The 20,717-nt window shown below is 57.6% G+C and carries 24 protein-coding genes and 3 tRNA genes; 14 read left to right on the top strand and 13 right to left on the bottom strand.

Annotated features, from left to right (window positions below; genetic code table 11):
* Positions 1-505: 505 nt before the first annotated feature.
* The gene (locus ACR0AY_RS11710; protein ID WP_170392061.1) at positions 506-730 is read left to right on the top strand and encodes a DUF1127 domain-containing protein; all 225 of its coding nucleotides are present in this window, start codon (positions 506-508) and stop codon (positions 728-730) included.
* Positions 731-1,104: 374 nt separating this feature from the next.
* Positions 1,105-1,395 carry a DUF1330 domain-containing protein gene (locus ACR0AY_RS11705; RefSeq protein ID WP_170512277.1) on the top strand — a complete coding sequence of 97 codons (291 nt, stop codon included), beginning with the start codon at positions 1,105-1,107 and terminating at the stop codon, positions 1,393-1,395.
* A gap of 3 nt (positions 1,396-1,398) precedes the next feature.
* Here the strand turns inward: ACR0AY_RS11705 and ACR0AY_RS11700 are convergent, their stop codons facing one another.
* Complete coding sequence (locus tag ACR0AY_RS11700; RefSeq protein ID WP_480454181.1) at positions 1,399-3,795, bottom strand: ATP-dependent helicase; 2,397 nt, start codon at positions 3,793-3,795, stop codon at positions 1,399-1,401.
* A gap of 293 nt (positions 3,796-4,088) precedes the next feature.
* Between ACR0AY_RS11700 and ACR0AY_RS11695 the strand changes: the two genes are divergently transcribed.
* Together ACR0AY_RS11695 and ACR0AY_RS11690 are read left to right on the top strand one after the other, a co-directional pair.
* Positions 4,089-7,526: a pyruvate carboxylase gene (locus ACR0AY_RS11695; protein ID WP_170512281.1), complete on the top strand. Its 3,438-nt coding sequence runs from the start codon at positions 4,089-4,091 to the stop codon at positions 7,524-7,526.
* A gap of 71 nt (positions 7,527-7,597) precedes the next feature.
* Complete coding sequence (locus tag ACR0AY_RS11690) at positions 7,598-7,981, top strand: MAPEG family protein (protein WP_170401416.1); 384 nt, start codon at positions 7,598-7,600, stop codon at positions 7,979-7,981.
* A gap of 6 nt (positions 7,982-7,987) precedes the next feature.
* Here the strand turns inward: ACR0AY_RS11690 and ACR0AY_RS11685 are convergent, their stop codons facing one another.
* Positions 7,988-8,140, bottom strand: coding sequence for a hypothetical protein (locus ACR0AY_RS11685; protein ID WP_170609401.1), 153 nt, complete (start codon positions 8,138-8,140; stop codon positions 7,988-7,990).
* Positions 8,141-8,289: 149 nt separating this feature from the next.
* Here ACR0AY_RS11685 and ACR0AY_RS11680 point away from each other — a divergent pair.
* The 3 genes from ACR0AY_RS11680 (at position 8,290) to ACR0AY_RS11670 (ending at position 9,424) form a co-directional block, all read left to right on the top strand.
* Positions 8,290-8,364: transfer RNA gene (locus ACR0AY_RS11680), tRNA-Gly, on the top strand.
* 33 nt (positions 8,365-8,397) lie between these two features.
* Positions 8,398-8,472: transfer RNA gene (locus tag ACR0AY_RS11675), tRNA-Gly, on the top strand.
* A gap of 85 nt (positions 8,473-8,557) precedes the next feature.
* Entirely contained in the window at positions 8,558-9,424 is an 867-nt protein-coding gene (locus tag ACR0AY_RS11670) for a GNAT family N-acetyltransferase (RefSeq protein ID WP_170512285.1), read from the top strand.
* On the opposite strand, the gene ACR0AY_RS11665 is transcribed toward ACR0AY_RS11670, so the two are convergent.
* Entirely contained in the window at positions 9,421-9,660 is a 240-nt protein-coding gene (locus ACR0AY_RS11665) for an Lrp/AsnC family transcriptional regulator (protein WP_170325761.1), read from the bottom strand. The genes ACR0AY_RS11670 and ACR0AY_RS11665 overlap by 4 nt on opposite strands.
* Before the next feature lie 153 nt (positions 9,661-9,813).
* Between ACR0AY_RS11665 and hisB the strand changes: the two genes are divergently transcribed.
* Together hisB and hisH are read left to right on the top strand one after the other, a co-directional pair.
* Entirely contained in the window at positions 9,814-10,401 is a 588-nt protein-coding gene (gene hisB / locus ACR0AY_RS11660; RefSeq protein ID WP_170512287.1) for an imidazoleglycerol-phosphate dehydratase HisB, read from the top strand.
* Entirely contained in the window at positions 10,402-11,040 is a 639-nt protein-coding gene (hisH, locus tag ACR0AY_RS11655; protein ID WP_170512289.1) for an imidazole glycerol phosphate synthase subunit HisH, read from the top strand.
* 3 nt (positions 11,041-11,043) lie between these two features.
* Here hisH and ACR0AY_RS11650 read toward each other — a convergent pair whose 3' ends face one another.
* On the bottom strand, positions 11,044-11,445 hold the full coding sequence (locus ACR0AY_RS11650; protein ID WP_170392077.1) for a DUF2147 domain-containing protein: 402 nt from the start codon (positions 11,443-11,445) through the stop codon (positions 11,044-11,046).
* Positions 11,446-11,579: 134 nt separating this feature from the next.
* Between ACR0AY_RS11650 and hisA the strand changes: the two genes are divergently transcribed.
* Positions 11,580-12,299 (top strand): 1-(5-phosphoribosyl)-5-[(5-phosphoribosylamino)methylideneamino]imidazole-4-carboxamide isomerase, encoded by a 720-nt coding sequence (gene hisA, locus ACR0AY_RS11645; RefSeq protein WP_170420802.1) that lies wholly within the window; start codon positions 11,580-11,582, stop codon positions 12,297-12,299.
* A 1-nt stretch (position 12,300) separates the two neighbouring features.
* Here hisA and ACR0AY_RS11640 read toward each other — a convergent pair whose 3' ends face one another.
* Positions 12,301-12,747, bottom strand: a complete 447-nt coding sequence (locus ACR0AY_RS11640; protein WP_255611717.1) for a DUF302 domain-containing protein — start codon at positions 12,745-12,747, stop codon at positions 12,301-12,303.
* Between the two features lie 120 nt (positions 12,748-12,867).
* On the opposite strand from ACR0AY_RS11640, the gene hisF reads away from it, so the two are divergent.
* The 3 genes from hisF to ACR0AY_RS11625 all read left to right on the top strand — a co-directional run bounded on the left by hisF (position 12,868) and on the right by ACR0AY_RS11625 (position 14,561).
* The gene (gene hisF, locus ACR0AY_RS11635) at positions 12,868-13,629 is read left to right on the top strand and encodes an imidazole glycerol phosphate synthase subunit HisF (RefSeq protein ID WP_170392081.1); all 762 of its coding nucleotides are present in this window, start codon (positions 12,868-12,870) and stop codon (positions 13,627-13,629) included.
* Positions 13,626-13,943 carry a phosphoribosyl-ATP diphosphatase gene (locus tag ACR0AY_RS11630; protein ID WP_170420798.1) on the top strand — a complete coding sequence of 106 codons (318 nt, stop codon included), beginning with the start codon at positions 13,626-13,628 and terminating at the stop codon, positions 13,941-13,943. The genes hisF and ACR0AY_RS11630 overlap by 4 nt, the downstream gene beginning before the upstream one ends.
* A 69-nt stretch (positions 13,944-14,012) precedes the next feature.
* Positions 14,013-14,561: a hypothetical protein gene (locus ACR0AY_RS11625; RefSeq protein ID WP_170512291.1), complete on the top strand. Its 549-nt coding sequence runs from the start codon at positions 14,013-14,015 to the stop codon at positions 14,559-14,561.
* Between the two features lie 53 nt (positions 14,562-14,614).
* Here ACR0AY_RS11625 and ACR0AY_RS11620 read toward each other — a convergent pair whose 3' ends face one another.
* The 5 genes from ACR0AY_RS11620 to rlmB all read right to left on the bottom strand — a co-directional run bounded on the left by ACR0AY_RS11620 (position 14,615) and on the right by rlmB (position 17,522).
* Positions 14,615-15,031: a VOC family protein gene (locus ACR0AY_RS11620; protein ID WP_170392087.1), complete on the bottom strand. Its 417-nt coding sequence runs from the start codon at positions 15,029-15,031 to the stop codon at positions 14,615-14,617.
* A gap of 120 nt (positions 15,032-15,151) precedes the next feature.
* Positions 15,152-15,622, bottom strand: coding sequence for a CoA-binding protein (locus ACR0AY_RS11615; RefSeq protein ID WP_170392089.1), 471 nt, complete (start codon positions 15,620-15,622; stop codon positions 15,152-15,154).
* 291 nt (positions 15,623-15,913) lie between these two features.
* Positions 15,914-16,285 carry a YHS domain-containing (seleno)protein gene (locus ACR0AY_RS11610; protein ID WP_255611718.1) on the bottom strand — a complete coding sequence of 124 codons (372 nt, stop codon included), beginning with the start codon at positions 16,283-16,285 and terminating at the stop codon, positions 15,914-15,916.
* 175 nt (positions 16,286-16,460) lie between these two features.
* Positions 16,461-16,736 carry a hypothetical protein gene (locus tag ACR0AY_RS11605; RefSeq protein ID WP_255612144.1) on the bottom strand — a complete coding sequence of 92 codons (276 nt, stop codon included), beginning with the start codon at positions 16,734-16,736 and terminating at the stop codon, positions 16,461-16,463.
* A gap of 12 nt (positions 16,737-16,748) precedes the next feature.
* Positions 16,749-17,522: a 23S rRNA (guanosine(2251)-2'-O)-methyltransferase RlmB gene (gene rlmB / locus ACR0AY_RS11600; protein WP_170512293.1), complete on the bottom strand. Its 774-nt coding sequence runs from the start codon at positions 17,520-17,522 to the stop codon at positions 16,749-16,751.
* Between the two features lie 116 nt (positions 17,523-17,638).
* Between rlmB and ACR0AY_RS11595 the strand changes: the two genes are divergently transcribed.
* A tRNA-Tyr gene (locus ACR0AY_RS11595) sits at positions 17,639-17,722 on the top strand.
* A gap of 86 nt (positions 17,723-17,808) precedes the next feature.
* On the opposite strand, the gene ACR0AY_RS11590 is transcribed toward ACR0AY_RS11595, so the two are convergent.
* The 3 genes from ACR0AY_RS11590 to ACR0AY_RS11580 form a co-directional block, all read right to left on the bottom strand.
* Positions 17,809-19,281, bottom strand: coding sequence for a glycosyltransferase family 39 protein (locus ACR0AY_RS11590; RefSeq protein ID WP_170512295.1), 1,473 nt, complete (start codon positions 19,279-19,281; stop codon positions 17,809-17,811).
* A gap of 158 nt (positions 19,282-19,439) precedes the next feature.
* The gene (locus ACR0AY_RS11585) at positions 19,440-19,976 is read right to left on the bottom strand and encodes a DUF2478 domain-containing protein (protein WP_170512297.1); all 537 of its coding nucleotides are present in this window, start codon (positions 19,974-19,976) and stop codon (positions 19,440-19,442) included.
* 72 nt (positions 19,977-20,048) lie between these two features.
* Positions 20,049-20,714: an NnrU family protein gene (locus tag ACR0AY_RS11580; protein WP_170512299.1), complete on the bottom strand. Its 666-nt coding sequence runs from the start codon at positions 20,712-20,714 to the stop codon at positions 20,049-20,051.
* Between the last annotated feature and the right edge of the window lie 3 nt (positions 20,715-20,717).

Raw genomic sequence — 20,717 nt, 5'->3', positions numbered from 1 at the left:
AAATGCTTACTAACACTAAATATGTAAAAATTGACGCCTAGATTATTCCTCCCATGAATTCCCAATAATTTTTAGAATTATGGATTATTTGGCGCAGACACTCATGAATGACAGCCGAAGAGGACGAATCGCGGTCCCTTTACAGGGCCTTTCCCATAGTCGCCCCATGCTTTCCCATAGCACCATCACCCCAGGCGCCGGACCTGCGGTGAGAAGATTTGCCCCTCTTGAGTTGACACAACATGCCCAAACAAACACCAATTCCGCTCAATAGATAAGCGGTCACCATCACAGGGTCTGGACACACGAAACGTCAACCACACGTGAAAACCAGTATTTTAAAGGCAATTATTGGGGCGTACCGGATTATCCTGCCAATCCATGCATTTGCTGCATAGCAGCATTGACGACGCGAACTATTGTGCAATCGCAGCATTTGCCTATCTTCAGTCTCAAGCAAACGCCGGACGATGCCGGCAACAGTAAGAATGAACGGATCATGAAGATGGCAGTCGCAAGCACACAAACGGCTCTGAAAGGCACACCGGCAAATGGAATCTCAACGCTGGTTGAGACCGTGAAAACCCGGGTTGCTCGTTATCGCCTGTACCGTCAGACAGTCAACGAATTGTCGGGACTGTCAGATCGGGAATTGGCTGATCTTGGCTTGCACCGCTCGATGATCCGCCGGCTGGCCCAACAGGCCACCGAAGAGCAGATCGCGCGGTAAGCGCAACATGAACACCGAGATCAGGTCCGTCTTCCTCCCTTTCGGACCTGTATTTCAGCGGCAGCGTCTCTCCTCCTCCCTGACGTTGCCGCACCTAATACCGGCCCTGACCGCCGGAACCTGATACATCGGGGCTCTCCTCCTCCCTGCCTCGATGTTGAAAGCGCGCGGCGACGTCTTCCTCCTCCCTGACGTCGCCGCGTCTTCCTCATACCGGGATCAAACCCGGGTTCGGATACATCGGGGCTTCCTCCTCCCTGCCCTGATGTAGAAAAGAACGGCGGTTCCCCTCCTCCTCCCTGGGAACCGCCGTTTTTCGTTTTTTGCGCACAAGATGTAGGCTGGGGTCGTGAACGCTTTGTCAGGAGTCTCCCATGGCCGCTTATTTCATCGCCCAGATTTCCATTCATGACCCGGTTGGGTACCAGAAATACCTCGAAGGATTCATGCCGATCTTTGACCGACATGGCGGAAGGCTTCTGACCGTATCCTCAAAACCCGTTGAAGTGATCGAAGGCAGTTGGGAAGAAGATGGGATCGTCCTGATGGAGTTTCCGGATATGGCTGCCGCAAACGCGTGGAAGGACGATCCGGACTATGTCGAATTGGCCAAGATCAGGCAAAAAACGGCGACGGCGAATCTTGTGCTGGTCGAAGGTTTGTAAGCTTCAGAACGGCACGTCATCCTTGTTGGTCAGAAAGCGCGAGACCACTTTCTTCACCCCTGCCTTGTCGAAATCGACCTCGACTTTATCACCTTCGATGCCGATCACTGCGCCATAGCCGAATTTCTGGTGAAACACTCGCTCGCCCAGCGTAAAGCTGGCCACGGCGGTCGCATCAATCACAGTATTCCGGCTTTCTTTTGGCTGAGACATGCCATATTGCCCCTGCCGCGCCTGCATCCGCTTCCAGCCCGGAGAGTTATAGACATTCGCCTCGGCTGCGCGAGTTTCGATCCCGGCTGCCTGCTGACCACCACCATAGAGCCCCGGAGGTGTCAGCACTTCCACATGATCTTCGGGCAACTCATCAATGAACCGGGACGGCATCGAATTCTGCCATTGTCCGAACACCCGTCGGTTGGCTGCAAAGGAAATCGTACAGACTTCTTCTGCACGGGTAATACCGACATAGGCCAGCCTTCGTTCTTCTTCGAGGCCTTTGAGACCGGATTCGTCCATCGAACGCTGAGAGGGGAACAATCCATCCTCCCACCCCGGAAGGAAAACCGCGGGAAACTCCAGCCCCTTGGCCGCGTGCAGCGTCATGATCGAGACTTTGGCCCCATCGCCATCCTGCTCATTGTCCATCACCAGGCTGACATGTTCCAAAAACCCCTGCAGGTTCTCGAAATTGTCCAGCTGGTTGACCAGTTCTTTGAGGTTTTCCAATCGTCCAGGCGCCTCGGGCGTCTTTTCGTTCTGCCAATGCGCGGTATAGCCGGATTCGTCCAAGACGATCTGCGCCAGCTCGATATGCGTATGCTCGGGCGCGCCGTATCGGATCGGTGAAACACCGTCATCAATCACCGTATCATCGTCCACCTCGATCCGAGGCCCACGCGTCATTGCATTCCACCGCGCCAATCCGTCGATCAGTTCGCGCAGCGCCTTGCCACCCTTACCCTTGATCAGTCCGTTCTCGACTGCAATCCGCGCGCCTTCGACCAGAGACACTCCGTTCTCGCGCGCCACAACCTGAATCGTCTGCTGCGCTTTGTCGCCGAGGCCGCGTTTGGGCGTGTTTACGATCCGCTCGAACGCCAGATCATCCTCGGGGCTGACCACCAGCCGGAAATAGGCCATGGCATCGCGAATCTCCATCCGCTCATAGAATCGAGGGCCGCCAATCACCTTGTAAGGCAGACCAATGGTCAAAAACCGATCCTCAAACGCCCGCATCTGGTGCGAAGCGCGTACGAGGATCGCGATCTCATCAAGGTTCATCGGCCGCACACCGCGCGTGCCACCTTGCATCGCGTCGATCTCTTCCCCGATCCAACGCGCTTCTTCCTCGCCATCCCAATGGCCGATCAGACGGACCTTTTCACCCTCTTCGCAGTCGGTCCAAAGCTCTTTGCCCAAGCGGCTTTCATTGCCACGAATGACGTTGGACGCAGCGGCCAGAATATGCGGGGTCGAGCGGTAGTTCTGTTCCAGCCGGACCACGAAGGCGCCAGGGAAGTCCTTTTCGAATCGCAGAATGTTGCCCACCTCGGCCCCGCGCCAGCCATAGATCGACTGATCGTCGTCTCCGACGCAACAGATGTTCTTGTGGCCCCCTGCAAGCAGACGAAGCCAGAGATATTGGGCTACGTTGGTATCCTGATACTCGTCCACAAGGATGTAACGGAACCAGCGCTGGTATTGCTCCAGCACGTCCGGGTGGGTTTGGAAAATCGTGACCATGTGCAGCAACAGGTCGCCGAAATCCACCGCATTCAGCTCGCGTAGGCGGGTCTGGTATTGGGCATAAAGCTCGATGCCCTTGTGATTATAGGCCCCCGCATCCGCAGCAGGCACCTTGTCGGGCGTCAGCGCTCGGTTTTTCCAGTCATCGATGATCCCGGCCAGCATCCGAGCGGGCCAGCGCTTGTCGTCAATGTTGGCGGCTTGAGTAAGCTGTTTCAGCAGCCGTTTCTGATCGTCAGTGTCCAAAATTGTGAAGTTCGATTTCAGATCGACCAGTTCCGCATGGCGACGCAGCAGCTTGACGCAGATTGCGTGGAAGGTGCCAAGCCACGGCATCCCCTCAGCGGGTCGGCCCAGCATCCGCCCTACCCGCTCTTTCATCTCTCGCGCGGCCTTATTGGTGAAGGTCACCGCCAGAATCTCATTCTCACGCACCCTATGTGTCCTGAGCAGATGGGTGATCCGAGCGGTCAGAGCTTTTGTTTTGCCCGTGCCCGCACCAGCCAACATCAGCACCGGACCATCCAGCCGCTCAACCGCTTCGCGCTGCGCCGGGTTGAGATCGTTGAGGTACTCAGCCGAGGTCGCAGGCATCGCCCGCGCCGACAGCGATGCGCCTTCGAAGGCGTCCATTTCGTCAAAACTGCTCATGCCAATAAACTACGTCGGATGAGCGCGGAGGGAAAGGGTTTGTTCACGGCTTGTTCGCTCAAATCAAATAGAATCATCCCTCCAAAGGGCGCAGCGAGGATATTCGGAGAAACGGGCATTATTTGCTCTTTCCCACGGGGGATTGATGCCGCAATGCAGCATGTGCAATAAGTTTGCGCAAAAGGGCGGCGTTTGCGAGCGTTAACATGCCGGTTCTACCCAGAACTACATATGTACGTGGCCGTATTGTCCGCCTATGCACAAGGCCACAGCCATTAAGACCGGGACCTGAAATGACAGACTTCAAGAAAATCCTGATTGCCAATCGCGGCGAGATTGCCATCCGTGTGATGCGGGCAGCCAACGAGATGGGCAAGCGCACCGTCGCGGTCTTCGCCGAGGAGGACAAGTTGGGCCTGCACCGGTTCAAGGCGGATGAGGCCTATCGCATTGGCGCAGATCTGGGACCGGTTGCGGCGTATCTGTCGATTGACGAGATCATCCGGGTGGCCAAAGAAAGCGGCGCAGATGCGATCCACCCCGGTTACGGTTTGCTGTCCGAAAACCCGGATTTCGTGGATGCCTGTGTTCAGAACGGCATCACCTTCATCGGACCAAAGGCCGAGACCATGCGCGCGCTTGGCGACAAGGCTAGCGCTCGGAAAGTGGCGATTGCCGCCGACGTTCCGGTTATCCCAGCGACCGAGGTGTTGGGCGACGACATGGTAGCCATCAAGGCCGAGGCAGCCGAGATCGGCTATCCGCTGATGCTGAAAGCGTCTTGGGGCGGTGGCGGACGCGGGATGCGCCCGATCCTGTCCGAGGATGAGCTGGAAGAGAAAGTGCTGGAAGGCCGCCGCGAAGCCGAGGCCGCCTTTGGCAACGGTGAGGGCTATCTGGAAAAGATGATCACCCGTGCCCGCCATGTTGAGGTGCAGATTCTCGGCGATAAGCACGGTGAGATATACCACCTCTATGAACGCGATTGTTCGGTCCAGCGCCGCAACCAGAAGGTCGTGGAACGCGCGCCTGCCCCGTACCTGACTGAAGAACAGCGCGCCGAAATCTGCGAGCTGGGCCGCCGTATCTGCGCCCATGTGAACTATGAATGCGCGGGCACCGTCGAGTTCCTGATGGATATGAACACCGGCAAGTTCTACTTCATCGAAGTGAACCCGCGCGTGCAGGTGGAACACACCGTAACCGAGGAAGTCACCGGCATCGACATCGTGCAGGCTCAGATCCTGATCGCCGAGGGCAAGACCCTGACCGAGGCCACCGGCAAGGCCACGCAGTCCGACATTCGCCTGAACGGCCACGCGCTGCAGACCCGCGTGACCACCGAGGACCCACTAAACAACTTCATCCCCGACTATGGCCGCATCACCGCCTATCGCTCGGCCACCGGCATGGGCATTCGCCTGGATGGCGGCACCGCTTATGCAGGCGGGGTGATCACGCGGTATTATGACTCTCTGCTGACCAAGGTGACCGCTTGGGCCCCAACGCCAGAAAAGGCGATTGCGCGGATGGACCGTGCGCTGCGGGAGTTCCGTGTGCGCGGTGTTTCCACCAACATCGCATTTGTCGAAAACCTGCTAAAGCACCCGACTTTCCTGTCGAATGAATACACCACCAAGTTCATCGATGAGACACCGGACCTGTTCCAGTTCAAGAAGCGCCGCGACCGGGGCACCAAGGTTCTGAACTATATCGCCGACATCACTGTGAACGGGCACCCCGAAACCAAGGATCGCCCGATGCCGCGCGCCGACCTGAAAGAGGCCAGGCCCCCCGCGCCCAAAGCCGAACCGCAGATGGGCACCCGCAACCTGCTGGAGCAAAAAGGCCCACAGGCGGTTGCTGACTGGATGAAGGCGCAGCGTCAGCTGCTGATCACCGACACCACCATGCGCGACGGGCACCAGTCGCTGCTGGCAACCCGGATGCGCTCGATCGATATGATCAAAGTAGCACCCAGCTATGCTGCGAACTTGCCGCAGCTATTCAGCGTCGAATGCTGGGGCGGTGCAACCTTCGATGTCGCCTATCGCTTCCTGCAGGAATGCCCTTGGCAGCGCCTGCGTGATCTGCGTGAGGCGATGCCGAACCTGATGACCCAGATGCTGCTGCGCGGGGCGAACGGGGTTGGCTATACCAACTATCCCGATAACGTGGTGCAGGAGTTTGTGCGTCAGGCGGCCAAGGGTGTCGACGTGTTCCGCGTGTTCGACTCGCTGAACTGGGTCGAGAACATGCGCGTCGCCATGGACGCGGTGATCGAAAACAACAAGATCTGTGAAGGCACCGTTTGCTATACCGGCGATATTCTGGACCCGGACCGTGCTAAGTATGGCCTCAAATACTATGTCGGAATGGCCAAGGAACTGCGTGACGCTGGCGCACATGTGCTGGGCCTGAAGGATATGGCCGGACTGCTGAAACCGGCCTCCGCCAAGATCCTGATCCGGGCGCTGAAGGAAGAGGTCGGGCTGCCGATCCACTTCCACACCCATGACACCGCAGGCATTGCAAGCGCCACCATTCTGGCCGCCTCCGAGGCCGGCGTGGACGCGGTGGATTGCGCGATGGACAGTTTCAGCGGCAACACCTCTCAGGCAACGCTCGGCACCGTGGTCGAGGCGTTGCGCCATACCGAGCGAGACACCGGGCTGGACATCAAAGCCATCCGTGAAATCAGCGATTACTTCGAGGCAGTGCGCGGCCAGTACGCGGCCTTCGAGTCCAGCCTGCAGGCCCCGGCCTCCGAGGTGTATCTGCACGAAATGCCTGGTGGTCAGTTTACCAACCTCAAGGCACAGGCGCGTTCGCTTGGACTGGAAGAACGCTGGCACGAGGTTGCTCAGATGTATGCGGACGTGAACCAGATGTTCGGCGATATCGTCAAGGTGACGCCGTCGTCCAAGGTGGTCGGTGATATGGCGTTGATGATGGTCAGCCAGAACATGACCCGTGCGCAGGTCGAAGACCCGAACACTGATGTCGCCTTCCCCGACTCGGTGGTGGACATGATGCGCGGCAATCTGGGTCAGCCTCCGGGCGGGTTCCCCGATACAATCATCCAGAAGGTCCTGAAGGACGAGGCCCCCAACACCGAACGCCCCGGCAAGCATGTCGAAGCGGTCGATCTCGAGGCCACGCGAGCAGATTTGTCCAAACAGCTTGAGGGCAAAGAGATCGATGACGAGGACCTGAACGGATATCTGATGTATCCCAAGGTGTTCCTCGACTATATGGGCCGTCACCGCACTTATGGCCCGGTCCGTACCCTCCCCACGCGTACCTTCTTTTACGGCATGGAGCCGGGCGAGGAGATCACCGCCGAGATCGATCCCGGCAAGACGCTGGAGATTCGCTGTCAGGCCATCGGCGAGACGGACGAGAATGGCGAGGTTCGCGTGTTCTTCGAACTCAACGGTCAGCCCCGCGTGATCCGCGTGCCGAACCGTTTGGTGAAAGCATCAACCGCTCAGCGGCCAAAGGCCGAAGTTGGTAACCCCAACCATATCGGCGCGCCAATGCCGGGTGTCGTTGCAACTGTTGCCGCTGTCACAGGTCAAGAAGTCAAAGAAGGCGATCTGCTGCTGACCATCGAAGCGATGAAGATGGAAACAGGTATCCACGCCGAGCGCGACGCGGTGGTCAAGGCCGTTCACGTCCAGCCCGGAGGTCAAATCGACGCCAAAGATCTGCTGGTCGAACTGGAATAACCGGTTTAGCCTTCTAAGCTAATAAGGGCCGTTCGGGGAACCGGGCGGCCCTTTCAACATCAGGAGGCCGCATGCTGACCATCACCCCGATCTACGCCGCGTTGATCGCATTTCTGTACGTCGCACTCAGCGTGAATGTCATTCGGCAACGCCGGGTGGGCAAAATATCGGTCGGGGATCATGGCGACAAGGCCATGATCAAGGCAATGCGAACGCATGCGAACTGCGCCGAATACGCTCCCTTTGCTTTGCTGCTTATCGCCATGGTCGAACTGCAAGATGCTGGCGGCTGGCTTGTGAACCTGCTGGGGATGTTACTTTTGGCGGGCAGGCTTCTGCACGCTTATGGTTTTGGCAAGACCCCACAGATCATCATCCTGCGCCAGATCGGAATGGGTCTGACCTTTACGGCCATATTGCTGGCGGCCATGGCGAATCTTGTTCTGGCTGTATGAGAACGTTTAGCCCGTCAAAACCTGCGTCTCGATCAAAGGAGCATGCGGGAGGCTAGGCTGCGCCTCTGCCAGTGTTTCATCGCTCTGACTGTAGATCACGGTGGTAAGAACAATCAGCGCCGCCAATGCCGCCATTTTAATGTCTGCAATATCTTTCATTTCCTCTGCCCAATCCCTTATTTCGTTCATTGCTATATCTCTTGAACACCGCAGCCCCGAATTTCCGTCGAAAGATTTTTTGCTGTTTTTTGTGTTTTTCCGCTTGCAGCCTCGTGTTGGAATTTATACATCCCTCCTCACTCAACGGCGCGGGCGTAGCTCAGGGGTAGAGCATAACCTTGCCAAGGTTAGGGTCGGGCGTTCGAATCGCCTCGCCCGCTCCATTGAGAGGTCTACGGACCATATAAGTATCTGATGCGGGCGTAGCTCAGGGGTAGAGCATAACCTTGCCAAGGTTAGGGTCGGGCGTTCGAATCGCCTCGCCCGCTCCAGATACCAAACTCTCCGAACATGCTGGTTCTTTCGCGATTGCTGCGGCATCTTTGCTGCACATGAAATTACGACGGAGATGCGGATATGCCCGATTACGTCATTCGCGCCTTAACAGCAGACGAACTTCAAACCGCTGTAGATTGGGCGGGACAGGAAGGCTGGAACCCCGGGCTGCACGACGCGGTCTGTTTTCGCAGTTCGGACCCCGAAGGATTCAAGGGCGGTTTCCTGGACGGCCAGATGATCGCGTCCGCATCCGCCGTGAACTACGATGATGCCTACGCATTTCTTGGCTTCTACATCGTGCGTCCCGAGTTTCGCGGCTCGGGATACGGATTGCAGGTCGCCGAAGCGGTCAAGGCACATTGCCAGGATCGTAACATGGGCATGGATGGTGTGGTCGAACAGCAGGACAACTATCGGAAATTCGGTTTTGAACTGGCGTATGACAATTATCGATTCGCGGGCACCGTCGGCGGCATCCTGGATGCCCTGGGTCGCGTAGAGGACACTCGGGTTCGTCCAATCAACGCACTAACCGATGATCTAAAGTCGTATGACCGAGGCCTGTTCCCCGCCGCGCGCGACACGTTCTTGCGCGTCTGGTTGGAGGCACCCAGCCACGTTTCGCGGGTGTTTGAGGAAAATGGGCGGATCAAAGGCTATGCAACGTTGCGGCGCTGCCTGAGCGGGTACAAGGTCGGGCCTCTGTTTGCCAACAATCCACAAATCGCGCAGGCGCTTTTGGTTTCCCTTCTGACGACGCTACCCGCCGATCAGGCAAAGGCCGAGGTCTTCATCGACAAGCCTAATCCAAACGCACAAGCCATGGAATTGGCCAAACAGTTGGGGCTAACCAAGGTATTTGAAACGGGGCGCATGTATTCCAGTCACGCGCCAGACATCGACCTTGAACGGATATATGGCATCACGACATTCGAACTCGGCTAGAATGCCTTGAACGTCATCGTGGTCAGCGAGCGTTCGATATTGGGAATCACCAGCAGGTTTTCGTTGATGAAATGGCCCACATCCTCGGTTTCGGGGATGTAGAGCTTCAGCAGCAGGTCGTATTCGCCGCTTGTGGAATACAATTCGGAATGGATTTCACGCAGCGCGATCTCTTCGGCGACTTTGTAAGTGGTGCCGGGTTTACAACGGATCTGGATGAAAACGCAGGTGGACATGGGCCGGGCCTTGTTGGTTCGTGTTGCCCGCAGGCTGGCACGGGCCGCGCCCAGGTGCAATCCCCTGCAACAGTTTGCAGCGAAGGCTTAAAGCGGTCTGGATAGGCCGTTCATCCGCGTCTATAAGCGCCCTGTAGCAAAAGGAATTCGCCCATGCGCAGCGCTAAGATCAGTCGTCAGACCGCCGAGACCGAGATCTCGGTCGAGGTCAATCTGGACGGCACCGGCCAGTATGACAACCAGACTGGCGTCGGGTTCTTTGATCACATGCTGGATCAATTGGCGCGGCATTCGCTGATCGACATGACGATCCGTGCCAAGGGCGATTACCACATCGACGACCACCACACAGTCGAAGACACCGGGATTACGCTGGGTCAGGCACTGACGCAGGCGCTAGGGGATAAGAAGGGTATTCGTCGTTATGGCGAATGCCATCTGCCCATGGATGACGCACAGGTGCGCTGTGCGCTGGATCTGTCGGGCCGCCCGTTCCTGATCTGGAATGTGGACCTGCCGACGCAAAAGATCGGCACGTTCGACACCGAGCTGGTGCGCGAGTTCTTTCAGGCGCTCAGCACCCATGGCGGCATCACATTGCATATCGACCAGTTGCACGGCTTCAACAGCCATCACATCGCCGAGGCGGCCTTCAAGGCCGTCGCGCGCGCGCTGCGGGATGCGGTCGAGACCGATCCACGCAAGGCGGATGCGATTCCCTCGACCAAGGGCGCGCTCTAGATGCTGACTGCCATCATTGACTACGAGAGCGGCAACCTGCACTCGGCGGAGAAGGCGTTTCAACGGATGGCCCGCGAACTGGATGCGGGCGAGGTCGTCGTGACATCGGACGCAGACGTCGTCGCGCGGGCCGACCGGCTGGTTCTGCCCGGTGATGGCGCTTTCCCGGCATGCGCCGCCGAGTTGCGCGGCCACAAAGGCATCTATGACTCTATGGTTGAAGCCGTTGAGCAGAAAGGCCGCCCGTTTCTGGGCATCTGCGTCGGAATGCAGCTGATGGCGACCAAGAGTCATGAATACTCCGCGACCGATGGTCTCGGCTGGGTTGCCGGTGATGTTGTGAAGATTGAACCCTCGGACAGCGCGCTCAAGGTGCCACATATGGGCTGGAACGATCTGATTCTGGAAAGCGACCATCCGGTCTTTGAAGGGATAAAATCAGGCGATCACGCCTATTTTGTGCACTCCTACCACTTCCGGGTGATGGATCCGGCGCAACGGTTGGCCTATGTGGACTACGGGCAAGAGGTCACGGCCGTGATTGGCCGCGACACGATGGTTGGGATGCAGTTCCACCCTGAGAAAAGCCAGGACGTCGGCCTGCGTATGATCGGCAATTTCCTGACCTGGAAGCCCTGAGGTTTACTGCACCCGCGTCCAGACCTGCCCCCGGCAGACCAGACCACCCACGGCACACCCCTTGACGGTCAGCTTGTTCTGGCTGTCCAGTGTCATTTTCGAACTATAGGTTTTGTCGCGATCCGGGGCCCAGATTTTGCCGTCGTCATAGCTGCCGTCACCCTCGGGGATCATGTCCCAGATGATTTGCTTGCCAAGGTTTTCGTACTCCAGCTGTTGGTTGCCTTGGGCATCAAATGCGCTGTCGATAGTTCCGCAGATGGCGCTGCCACATTCCGAAATCGACACATGCAAATAGCCGCCCGTATCGCCCGGAGCGGTCTTCCACAGCCCGTCTACCGGATCGGCAGCAAAGGCGGTGGTGGCCATCGCAGCGAAGACCGCTGCAAGAGAATATGTCTTCATGGTTATCTCCCTGTCTTTCCGGTCAGTCTGACCTGCCGTTCGGCACCGGGCAAGAATGACTTAGCGTCGCGTTGCGCCCCTGCCCTGCCTGTGCGATATCCCGCGCGTGTAACAGTGATATAGGGCCGCCCGACATGATCCTCTACCCCGCCATCGATCTGAAAGACGGCAACGCCGTGCGCCTGCTGCGTGGTGAAATGGATAAGGCGACGGTCTTTAACGAAGACCCTGCTGCGCAGGCCCGCGCCTTTGTCGAGGCTGGTTGCGAGTGGCTGCATCTGGTTGATCTGAACGGTGCTTTTGCCGGGGAGCCTGTTAATGCGGCACCCGTTGAGGCAATTCTGAAAGCCTGTAACGTGCCCGCGCAGCTTGGCGGCGGCATCCGCGATATGGCCACGATCGAAACCTGGATCGAGAAAGGTCTGGCGCGGGTGATTCTGGGCACCGTTGCAGTCGAAAATCCTGATCTGGTGCGCGAAGCTGCCAAAGCCTTCCCGGGCAAGGTAGCCGTCGGTATAGATGCGCGAAACGGCATGGTTGCCACCAAGGGCTGGGCCGAAGAGACCGACGTACAGGTCACCGATCTGGCGCACAGTTTCGAGGACGCTGGCGTGGCAGCGATCATCTATACAGACATCAACCGCGACGGTGCGATGCAGGGTCCGAATATCGAAGCCACGGCGGCGCTCGCGCAGGCGGTTTCGATTCCGGTAATTGCCTCGGGCGGCGTCAGCTCACTGGACGACCTGATCGCCCTGCGTGATTGTGGCGTCGAGTTGAACGGCGCGATCTCTGGCCGCGCGCTATATGATGGCGCGATTGACCTAAAAGAGGCCATTCGCGCCCTGAACTGAGTTATTGAGCAGCGGCGGCGGTCAGTTTCGCCAAAGCGCCGCGCATCTTTTCGATGATGGGGGATTTCTCTACTTCGTCGAGCTCGTCCATCGTCTCTTTCGGATCTTCATAAGCCAGCCAGACCTGTCCGTTTGCGTCTTCGTAGGCCTGCACCTTCAGCGGCAAGAACAGCCCCGCGCGCGGGTCGATCTGCATGGCGGGAGTGCCCAGAGCAGGGTTGCCGAAAATCAGCACCTGATTGGCCGGGATTGGCGTTCCGACCTTTTCCGCCCCCGCCGCGTGATCCACGCGGGCAAACACGGTGGCGCCCGCATTACCCACGGCGGCTTCCAGCGCGTCCAGCGCCTCGGCCACGGATTTGTTGGTTTCCACTTTGATGATGTCGTCAGCCATGGCGGACAGGGCGCCTCCGAATGTGAGAATTGAAGCCAAAAGAAGTTGTCGCATCTGCGTAATCCTTTTCATAAATTTCACCCCTAATTTCCATGGCTTCGCGACAGATCACAATCACAAGTCTGGCATCGGCGGGGCTTTGCCGGTACAGGTGCCCCGAGCAAAGGAAAGCCCATGCTGAAAACCCGCATCATTCCCTGTTTGGATGTCGCCGATGGCCGTGTGGTCAAAGGTGTGAATTTCGTTGGCCTGCGCGATGCTGGTGACCCCGTGGAATCGGCCAAGGCATACGACGCCGCCGGAGCGGATGAGATCTGCTTTCTGGACATCCATGCGACGCATGAGAACCGCGGCACGATGTTCGATGTGGTCCAACGCACGGCAGAGCAGTGCTTTGTGCCTCTGACTGTAGGTGGTGGCGTGCGCACCAAAGATGACGTGCGGGCCCTGTTGCTGGCGGGGGCTGATAAGGTCAGCTTTAACTCGGCCGCCGTCGCGAATCCGGACGTCATCGCCGAAGCAGCGGACCAGTTCGGCAGCCAGTGCATTGTCTGTGCCATTGACGCCAAGACGGTCAGCCCCGGCAAGTGGGAGATTTTCACCCATGGCGGACGCAAACCAACAGGCATCGACGCCGTTGAATTTGCCAAAACCGTCGTCGCCAAGGGCGCGGGGGAAATCCTGCTGACCTCGATGGATCGCGATGGCACCAAGGCCGGGTTCAACCTGCCCCTGACCCGAGCGATCAGTGACGCGGTGGAAGTGCCGGTGATCGCCAGCGGGGGCGTGGGCAATCTGGATCATCTGGTCGAAGGTGTGACTAAAGGTGGGGCCAGCGCGGTGCTTGCCGCCTCGATCTTCCATTTCGGCGAATACACCATCCACGAGGCCAAAGAGCATATGGCCGCCGCTGGCATACCGATGAGGCTGACATGAGTATTTTGCACGATCTGGCGGCTACGATTGAGGCCCGTAAAGGGGCAGAACCAGACAGCAGCTGGACCGCCAAGCTGTTGGCCAAAGGTCCCGAGAAATGTGCCGAGAAATTCGGCGAAGAAGCCATTGAAGCAATCATCGAAGCCGCCAAAGGGGACAGGGGAAAACTGACCTCCGAGGCGGCTGATGTGCTTTATCACCTGCTAGTGATGCTGGCCGCGCGCGATGTTGCGCTGGATGATGTGCTGGGCGAACTGGCCCGTCGACAGGGCACCAGCGGCATAACGGAAAAGGCATCCCGCCCCAAAGGTTAAGCGGGTTTCGCGCGGATACCCGGCTCGCTATACTCCGGGTTCGGGTGCATTGAGGCAAAGGGCGCGCAGATGATCAGAGCTTTGGTGTTTGCAGCGGTACTTGCCACCCTCGCCGCCTGTGCCACCCCTCCCCCGTCTTCCGGAGATGAGGTCCAGCGGCTGGCGGCTGAAATTCAAAGCCTCGGCCCCGATATCGACCCGGAAGAGGCCACCCGCGCCGCCCGCATCGCCTATGCCTATACTGCGCAACTGGCGCAGGAATACGAGATCACCGACCCTCCGCTTATCCATAACGCCAAGGTCAACAAGGGTCTGCGTCCGCGTGGTCTGTGCTGGCACTGGGCTGAAGATATTGAGCGGCGACTGGATCAGGAGCAGTTCCGCACTCTGGAAATGCACCGCGCCATCGCCAACGCGGATAACCCGTTCCGCATCGACCACAGCACTGCCATTATCAGCCGCAAGGGAGAGAGCATGTACGAAGGCGTTGTCTTGGATCCCTGGCGCTATGGCGGAGTGCTATTCTGGTCGCCCCTGGTTGAGGACACCCGTTACGAGTGGGTTCCACGCGAAGTGGTTCTGGAAAAGCGGCGACAGGAACAAGCATCCAGCCCGTGAGACTGAGCTTCTGCGGGCAGTGATTGAAGCGCCATAGCGACCCGACGAAAGCGTTACCCGTCGCGCCCCGGCTCGTTTGGATTGCTGGAAAACAGCGCGATTTTGTTGCCCTGAGGATCGCGCAGATAGCCGACATAGAAATTCGGACCATACGAGGCGCGAAAGCCCGGCTGGCCTTCGTCAGACCCGCCTGCGGCAAGCGCAGCGGCGTGAAGGTCGCGAACCTGCTGTTGGGTGCGCGCCTCAAACGCCACCATGGACCCGTTGCCAGCCGAAGCCGCGCCTCCATCAAAGGGTGATTTTACATAGAACTCGGGCTGAACCGGGGATTGCCCCGGCGGCACTGGCAGCGCATAGCTCAAGTCTCCGTGATACCGCTCCAACGCATAACCAAGGGCGGGCAGGAACGCCGAATAAAACCGCTCAGCGCGCGTGATATCGTCAACACCAACGGTCACATAAGCAATCATTCCGCATGGTCCTGTCTTATTGGTTTGCTGAATGGGTATAGGTCAATTGGACCTCGCCCTCAACAAATGCACCATTTCTGTTCAATTCAGGCCGGGGCGTAGACACAAACGTCAGGGCTGTCACAGCTTGGACGAAATCACTCCAGTCGCAAACCCACCCATACGCAGTTCGCCAAACAGGCGCTGATATTCGATCTTGGGGCAGCGGTTCATGACTACGTCGATATCGCGGGCCTGCGCTTTGGCAGCGGCCTCGGCATGTTCAACTCCGATCTGCATCCAGATGGTGCGCAAGTCGGGAAACGCATCCAGCGCCTCGTCGACAATGGGTGGCACGGCCTCGGAGCGGCGAAAGATGTCAACCATATCGACGGGCTCGGGAATGTCGGATAGTGAAGCCTGCACCGTCTGGCCAAACAGCATCTTGCCTGCATGGCCCGGATTGACCGGTATCACCCGATATCCCTTGAGCGACAGATAACGCGCGACGTAGTAGCTGGGCCGCACCGGGTTCATAGAAACCCCAACCACCGCAACCACTTTGGTGCGCCTAAGGATTTGGGTCAGAACATCGTCGGAGTAGTCATTCATGAGCACACCATAAGCAAGCGCATGCAAAGAAAAAAGCGCCCAGGAAACTCCTGAGCGCCAGTTGTTGGAACGAGGGACAGTGAAATGACCCGCGGCAGTTCCATTCCGCGGTCACTGTGACATTTAAGCATGAGTTTTCTAAAAAAAAGAGGTCGCGCGCATTTTTGTGATGACACATCACAAAAGGCGGAATGCCGCCGAATGAAACCGTGCGCATTTCCTTCGGCGATCATGGTCAGAACGGCTCGTTACATAAGCCGCGCGCCGATCTTAAGCCAAGAGCAATAGGCTTTATTGGTAAAGAACCGCAGGCCAATGCCCCTCGGCCTCGCGGATGTAATTGGTGACATCGCGTTCCCAGATACGTTCGATCGCTTCCGAGTGGGTCAGATATAACCGCCCATCCACAATCTGCCATGCCATGGGATCGGTACTGCTTAGCAGACCTTTCGCCATCGCATAGGCGCAGTAACCACCAAACTGCGGGGCATAGGCGCGCGGATTGCGTTCAAATCGATCGCGATTTTCCTCTGACGCAAACCGCCAGATCGCACCCTTCCACATCAGCGCTATGTCGGGCTGACCCAACTCTGGTGCTCCAGCCTTGAAATAAGAAACCGCATCATAGCCTGAGACCGCCATCCCATCGTCCACGTAGAACATGGGCATTTCCTGCGCACCGACGACAGAGGCAAACGGGGTACAAGAGAGACTGATCAAGAAGGAACGTCGAGACAACATAGGTGATTCACTGGATTGCGGTTAGAGGGCTTCAAGATGCATATTTCAAACCGTATCTGAAACCCCCATGACGCCGATGTGAACGGGCGTGCGGTTGTTAATCGAAAACGTCTTCGATCACGTCCCAGGCTTCGTCCAACACCTTTGAGAACAGGCCCCGCTTTTTCTTCTTTTTGTATTTTTTGTGCTTCTGTGCCGGCTGGTAACTTTTGATCGGCCGATCTGCCAGTTTGGCTTTTGGCACCATCTTGAGATTATGCAGGGGTGCGCCGCAGCTTGCGCAACTCAGCTCGTGCTGTTGCTTTCCCCGAAGAACCAATGCGGCACGGGTACCGCAATAGCAGCAGGTGGCAATTTTATGTGGAGTGGATATGGGGGCCTCCTGTCATCTGGGTTTGGATGCATATAGTGCGATAGCCGCGGCATTTGAGACGTTTAGAGAACCAAATCCCCCCGCCGCGTCAATTTTTACCAATTGATCGACGGTTTCTTTGGTTTTCTGCCGCAACCCAGGCCCCTCGGCCCCAAGCACCAGCGCCACCGGGCGATCACGCTTGTCACCCAGCGTGGCTTCTATCGTCTGTTCGGCCTCACCATCCAGACCCAGGACTAAATACCCCATGTTCTGCAGCTCGATGATCGTATCGGCCAAATTGCGCACGCGTAGATAGGGTTGTCGTTCCAACGCGCCGCTGGCAGTTTTTGCCAAAGCGCCGGTCTCGGGCGCTGAATGGTGGCGGGTGCCAATGACGGCGCTGGCGCCCAGCACTTCTGCCGAGCGTAGAATCGCCCCGACGTTATGTGGGTCTGTCACCCGGTCCAGCAGCAGCACACGTGGGTTTTCCTGCCCAATACAATTGTCGGCAAGCCCACCCCATTCCAGCGGCTTGACCTCAAGTGCCGCGCCCTGATGAACCGATCCCGGATCAATCGGTGCGGTAAATTTTCGCGGATCAACCATCTCGGGTACAATCTCCGCAAATTCAATAGCTTCCAGCAGTTTGTCGCGGGCATTGCGCGTCACAATCAGGCGCAGCTTCTGCCGTTTCGGGTTCATCAGCGCGTCGCGTACGGCGTGTAAACCGAACAGCCAGACGGTTTCTGCCGCAGCCGCTTTGCGCGCCTGTTCCTTCTCAACGACCCACTTTGGTTTCTTCATAATACGGGCCTCCGGGCCGGGAATTCGGTTTCCTGCGTCAAAGCGGTATTTTCCTGTTGACGCCCTTTAGACGCGCTAGTAATCACGCCTCCACGTCAGGTGCAACGCCTGACAGTGGGCGACAGGCCGCAAGGTGTGGCAGGGGACTGTAACTCCCTCGCGGAGACGCACGCCTGGTTCGATTCCAGGGTCGCCCACCACTTACTCACCGATAAATTTGGGCCATTCGTTCAGGCCGATATCTGTTTGATTGCACCGCGCGCTGTCAGTTGCCATGGTCCCCGCGCTATTGCGTCACAGGTCCAAATGACAGCGTCATCTCTTCGTTGTTGTCAAAGCGGTATGGCGCAACCAAGGTTTTCACCTGTGCTGGGTCGACGTCCTTCGGGACATTTCGAGCCGATTCCCAAACCCGAAGAGCAGCATTTGGCGCGCGCGGGTCCCGATCGCTGTAAACAGGATGATTGGGCGCAAAATAGGCCATGTTTCCGGAAATCCAATTGTCAGCAACAATTGCACTTTCGGGCGTTGCTTGCGCGATTATCTCAGAGGTCAAAGTAGCGAAAGGGGCCGCACGTTTGGCATCCCCTGCCAGATTGTGATGCAGCATCGCCAGTCCAATAAACACCGCCAGAACGGCGCTGACCTGGGCAAATCGCCTTACGCCTTTACGACCTGCACTCGGTAACAACCACAAACACAGCACGGGGCCGGCATAAATCAATATCGGTTGCAGCCAGCGATCCTTTACGTTGGTGCTTCCGCTCACAAGCACTACAGCCGCCATAAGTAACAACGCCCAGACCAGAGTACGCGTCATCAATCGCCTCAGATCATCGCCTTTGGCGGCCACCCCTTGTCTGAGGTAGACCAACCAGAGAACACCCAGGACGATTAGCAAGAGCGATACAAACCCAGCCGACGCCAAGGCCAACTCAACCAAGCCTTGCAGCGCGATCAATGTGGTTGGGCCATCGCTGCTCATGTCCAACTTGCGCGCGCTTGCAAATGCGTGTTCGGGATTGTTCAGAACCCATAGCATCGGTGGTGTGACAAGCAATGCGGCGACACCCAACGAAAGCAGCAGTCGAGGCGACCAGAGAGGCTTGCGCGTCTCAGATGCACTGAAAGCCGCCAGCAACATGGCCAGCAGCGCGATCGCATAGTTGTATTTTGACAAACTTCCCATTGCCACGACTACGCCCAGCAAGACGAATCCCCAAGTCGCCGGTTTGCGAATTAGCCCCCAAATCACCGCGAAGGTCAGAACCGAGCAGAGATTGGCCAGAACGGTATTCGTCAGCGCGCGTTGCGCCTCCCAACTAAACTGATAGAGCATCAGAAGTGACAGGACCGACAGCCCTGCCCACAGTGGCGCATGACGGGTTCGTATGGTCAGGTACAGCGCGACAACCGTCGCCAGCAGCATCCCGTTCTTCAGCAGTGACAGCCCTAATATGCCGGGACCGGTTATCTGAAAGATGCCCCATTGCAGCCAGGCATAAAGTGGCAGTTGCGGGCCGTAGCCCCATTCCAAGCGGCGCGCATCAAGAAGTATCTCAGCCTCATCCAGACCAAGCGCGCCGCCGGTTGCAACTCGCAATACGACATGAAGCAGAAAGTAAGCCGTTACTATGCTTAACCAGAAGCGATCTGTCGACATCAACCCATCGAGACGGGATTGCTTCGCTGCCGGGTCATCGACCCCGCAAGCGGTTTCCAGAGATCGCTCATCTGAGACGCACTGATCTTCGATCATGGATAAGCCCATTTCGTCGGCACTCGCCCAGGATTTCTGGCCGCCGGATTGCAACTTTGACCGAAGCTAGACCCGATGTGTGGGCTCAAGTCCACCATTTTTGCGGCAGTTGGGCGCGTGAAACAATGCGCGCGGCTCAGCAGATGGATGCCTGGGCTTCAGCCGCCAGATGCCGCGGCGGGCTGAACGTCAGTTTGGGATATTTTGTCAAACCACTCAGTCAGGCTGCTGACATCGGGGCCAAGCGCCTCGGCTATGCCGCCGGCGAAATCCTGAAACTTTTCAATGTTCAATTTATTGACACCCACCAAAACGGGAATCTCACGCTCTAGTGCGTCGGCGATAATTGGGCGAAAGCCCCGCCCGTCCGCCTCGTGCTTTCCGAACTTGTTGATGATCAGCAATTGAGGGCCATCCTCAAGCGACCGCGTCACGAGGCCGACGGCCCGTTCCAATTCAGCCGGATCCAGACGGCAACCCCGTGCGTTCTTGCCAAGAGATTGTGAGATGCGAATGGTTTCCCCGGTCGGCATGACTTTCAGATCCATATCGCATTTGTATCCGTCGGCACATTCGGTGTTGGTCTGCACAACCCCGGCAATCGGTGTTCCGGCCTGCACAAGACCATCCGCAAATTCGCCTAGCAGGCGATCGGTTGCGCCGCGATCGGTTGTCGTAATATAGGCCAGATGCATTTTTTGGACCTCAAAGTTCAATTGGTGACGTTTCAGATAGCACGCGTCGGCTTGTCCGACCACCTTCATCCATCAAGGCAGTGGAGAAAGCCCGATCATCGATGCGTGCAGGTGGAGGAGAACCGCGTAAGAAGCCAAAGCAGTCAACCAGACCCAAAGGCTGGGCCAAGGGCGAGGCGCGCGGAGTGACAGGCGCGCGGTATTGCGGGAAAGGCGTACCCATTCCGTCCCCAAATTCCGCGCGGTGCGGTGATCAATGAGCGCCATGCCCATCACCGCAAAGCCAGAAAACAAGCCGAACAGGATGACATGCGACAGGCTTCCATTGGCCAACAGATGTGCCAAAGCCCATAGCATCAACGCCGCAAGTATCGGATGACGCGTCGTGCGCAGGATTCCAGGGTTTTCGGGATTGAACGGACGGTGCCCCAACCCTCCGAACGAAAATGGATTCTGGATCGACAGGCCCGCAATGGCCAACCAGCAGACAATAGGCATGATCAGCAAAGGCACCCAGCGAAAGATCGGAAGCGGCGGGATCACTTCGACATAGGGTGCATTTGCGGCGGCGATGATCAACCAGGCCAAAACTGCTAGAGAAATCATTGAATAGCTGGCGAAATATGCGCGCTTTCCCATCGTACCGATCAGCCAGCCGCGCACTGCGGGGCGCGCTGGAATCATGTGGCTAAGAAGGAATGTGGCAAGTGCTGCGAGGAAGAGGCCCCAACCAGTCATTGT

Source organism: Ruegeria sp. A5 (assembly GCF_056543005.1).
This window is presented reverse-complemented; position numbering and strand designations above follow the sequence as displayed.

Coding starts and splice junctions, on each gene's coding strand:
- ACR0AY_RS11665 (WP_170325761.1), bottom strand. CDS start 9,660: ATGTCCACCTGCGTTTTCATCCAGATCCGTTGTAAACCCGGCACCACT.
- ACR0AY_RS11700 (WP_480454181.1), bottom strand. CDS start 3,795: ATGAGCAGTTTTGACGAAATGGACGCCTTCGAAGGCGCATCGCTGTCG.
- ACR0AY_RS11580 (WP_170512299.1), bottom strand. CDS start 20,714: ATGACTGGTTGGGGCCTCTTCCTCGCAGCACTTGCCACATTCCTTCTT.
- ACR0AY_RS11690 (WP_170401416.1), top strand. CDS start 7,598: ATGCTGACCATCACCCCGATCTACGCCGCGTTGATCGCATTTCTGTAC.
- ACR0AY_RS11685 (WP_170609401.1), bottom strand. CDS start 8,140: ATGAAAGATATTGCAGACATTAAAATGGCGGCATTGGCGGCGCTGATT.
- hisA (WP_170420802.1), top strand. CDS start 11,580: ATGATCCTCTACCCCGCCATCGATCTGAAAGACGGCAACGCCGTGCGC.
- rlmB (WP_170512293.1), bottom strand. CDS start 17,522: ATGAAGAAACCAAAGTGGGTCGTTGAGAAGGAACAGGCGCGCAAAGCG.
- ACR0AY_RS11585 (WP_170512297.1), bottom strand. CDS start 19,976: ATGCATCTGGCCTATATTACGACAACCGATCGCGGCGCAACCGATCGC.
- ACR0AY_RS11615 (WP_170392089.1), bottom strand. CDS start 15,622: ATGAATGACTACTCCGACGATGTTCTGACCCAAATCCTTAGGCGCACC.
- hisH (WP_170512289.1), top strand. CDS start 10,402: ATGCTGACTGCCATCATTGACTACGAGAGCGGCAACCTGCACTCGGCG.
- ACR0AY_RS11695 (WP_170512281.1), top strand. CDS start 4,089: ATGACAGACTTCAAGAAAATCCTGATTGCCAATCGCGGCGAGATTGCC.
- ACR0AY_RS11670 (WP_170512285.1), top strand. CDS start 8,558: ATGCCCGATTACGTCATTCGCGCCTTAACAGCAGACGAACTTCAAACC.
- ACR0AY_RS11705 (WP_170512277.1), top strand. CDS start 1,105: ATGGCCGCTTATTTCATCGCCCAGATTTCCATTCATGACCCGGTTGGG.
- ACR0AY_RS11640 (WP_255611717.1), bottom strand. CDS start 12,747: ATGCGACAACTTCTTTTGGCTTCAATTCTCACATTCGGAGGCGCCCTG.
- ACR0AY_RS11610 (WP_255611718.1), bottom strand. CDS start 16,285: ATGTTCTACGTGGACGATGGGATGGCGGTCTCAGGCTATGATGCGGTT.
- ACR0AY_RS11710 (WP_170392061.1), top strand. CDS start 506: ATGGCAGTCGCAAGCACACAAACGGCTCTGAAAGGCACACCGGCAAAT.
- ACR0AY_RS11650 (WP_170392077.1), bottom strand. CDS start 11,445: ATGAAGACATATTCTCTTGCAGCGGTCTTCGCTGCGATGGCCACCACC.
- ACR0AY_RS11630 (WP_170420798.1), top strand. CDS start 13,626: ATGAGTATTTTGCACGATCTGGCGGCTACGATTGAGGCCCGTAAAGGG.
- ACR0AY_RS11620 (WP_170392087.1), bottom strand. CDS start 15,031: ATGATTGCTTATGTGACCGTTGGTGTTGACGATATCACGCGCGCTGAG.
- hisF (WP_170392081.1), top strand. CDS start 12,868: ATGCTGAAAACCCGCATCATTCCCTGTTTGGATGTCGCCGATGGCCGT.
- ACR0AY_RS11590 (WP_170512295.1), bottom strand. CDS start 19,281: ATGATCGAAGATCAGTGCGTCTCAGATGAGCGATCTCTGGAAACCGCT.
- hisB (WP_170512287.1), top strand. CDS start 9,814: ATGCGCAGCGCTAAGATCAGTCGTCAGACCGCCGAGACCGAGATCTCG.
- ACR0AY_RS11625 (WP_170512291.1), top strand. CDS start 14,013: ATGATCAGAGCTTTGGTGTTTGCAGCGGTACTTGCCACCCTCGCCGCC.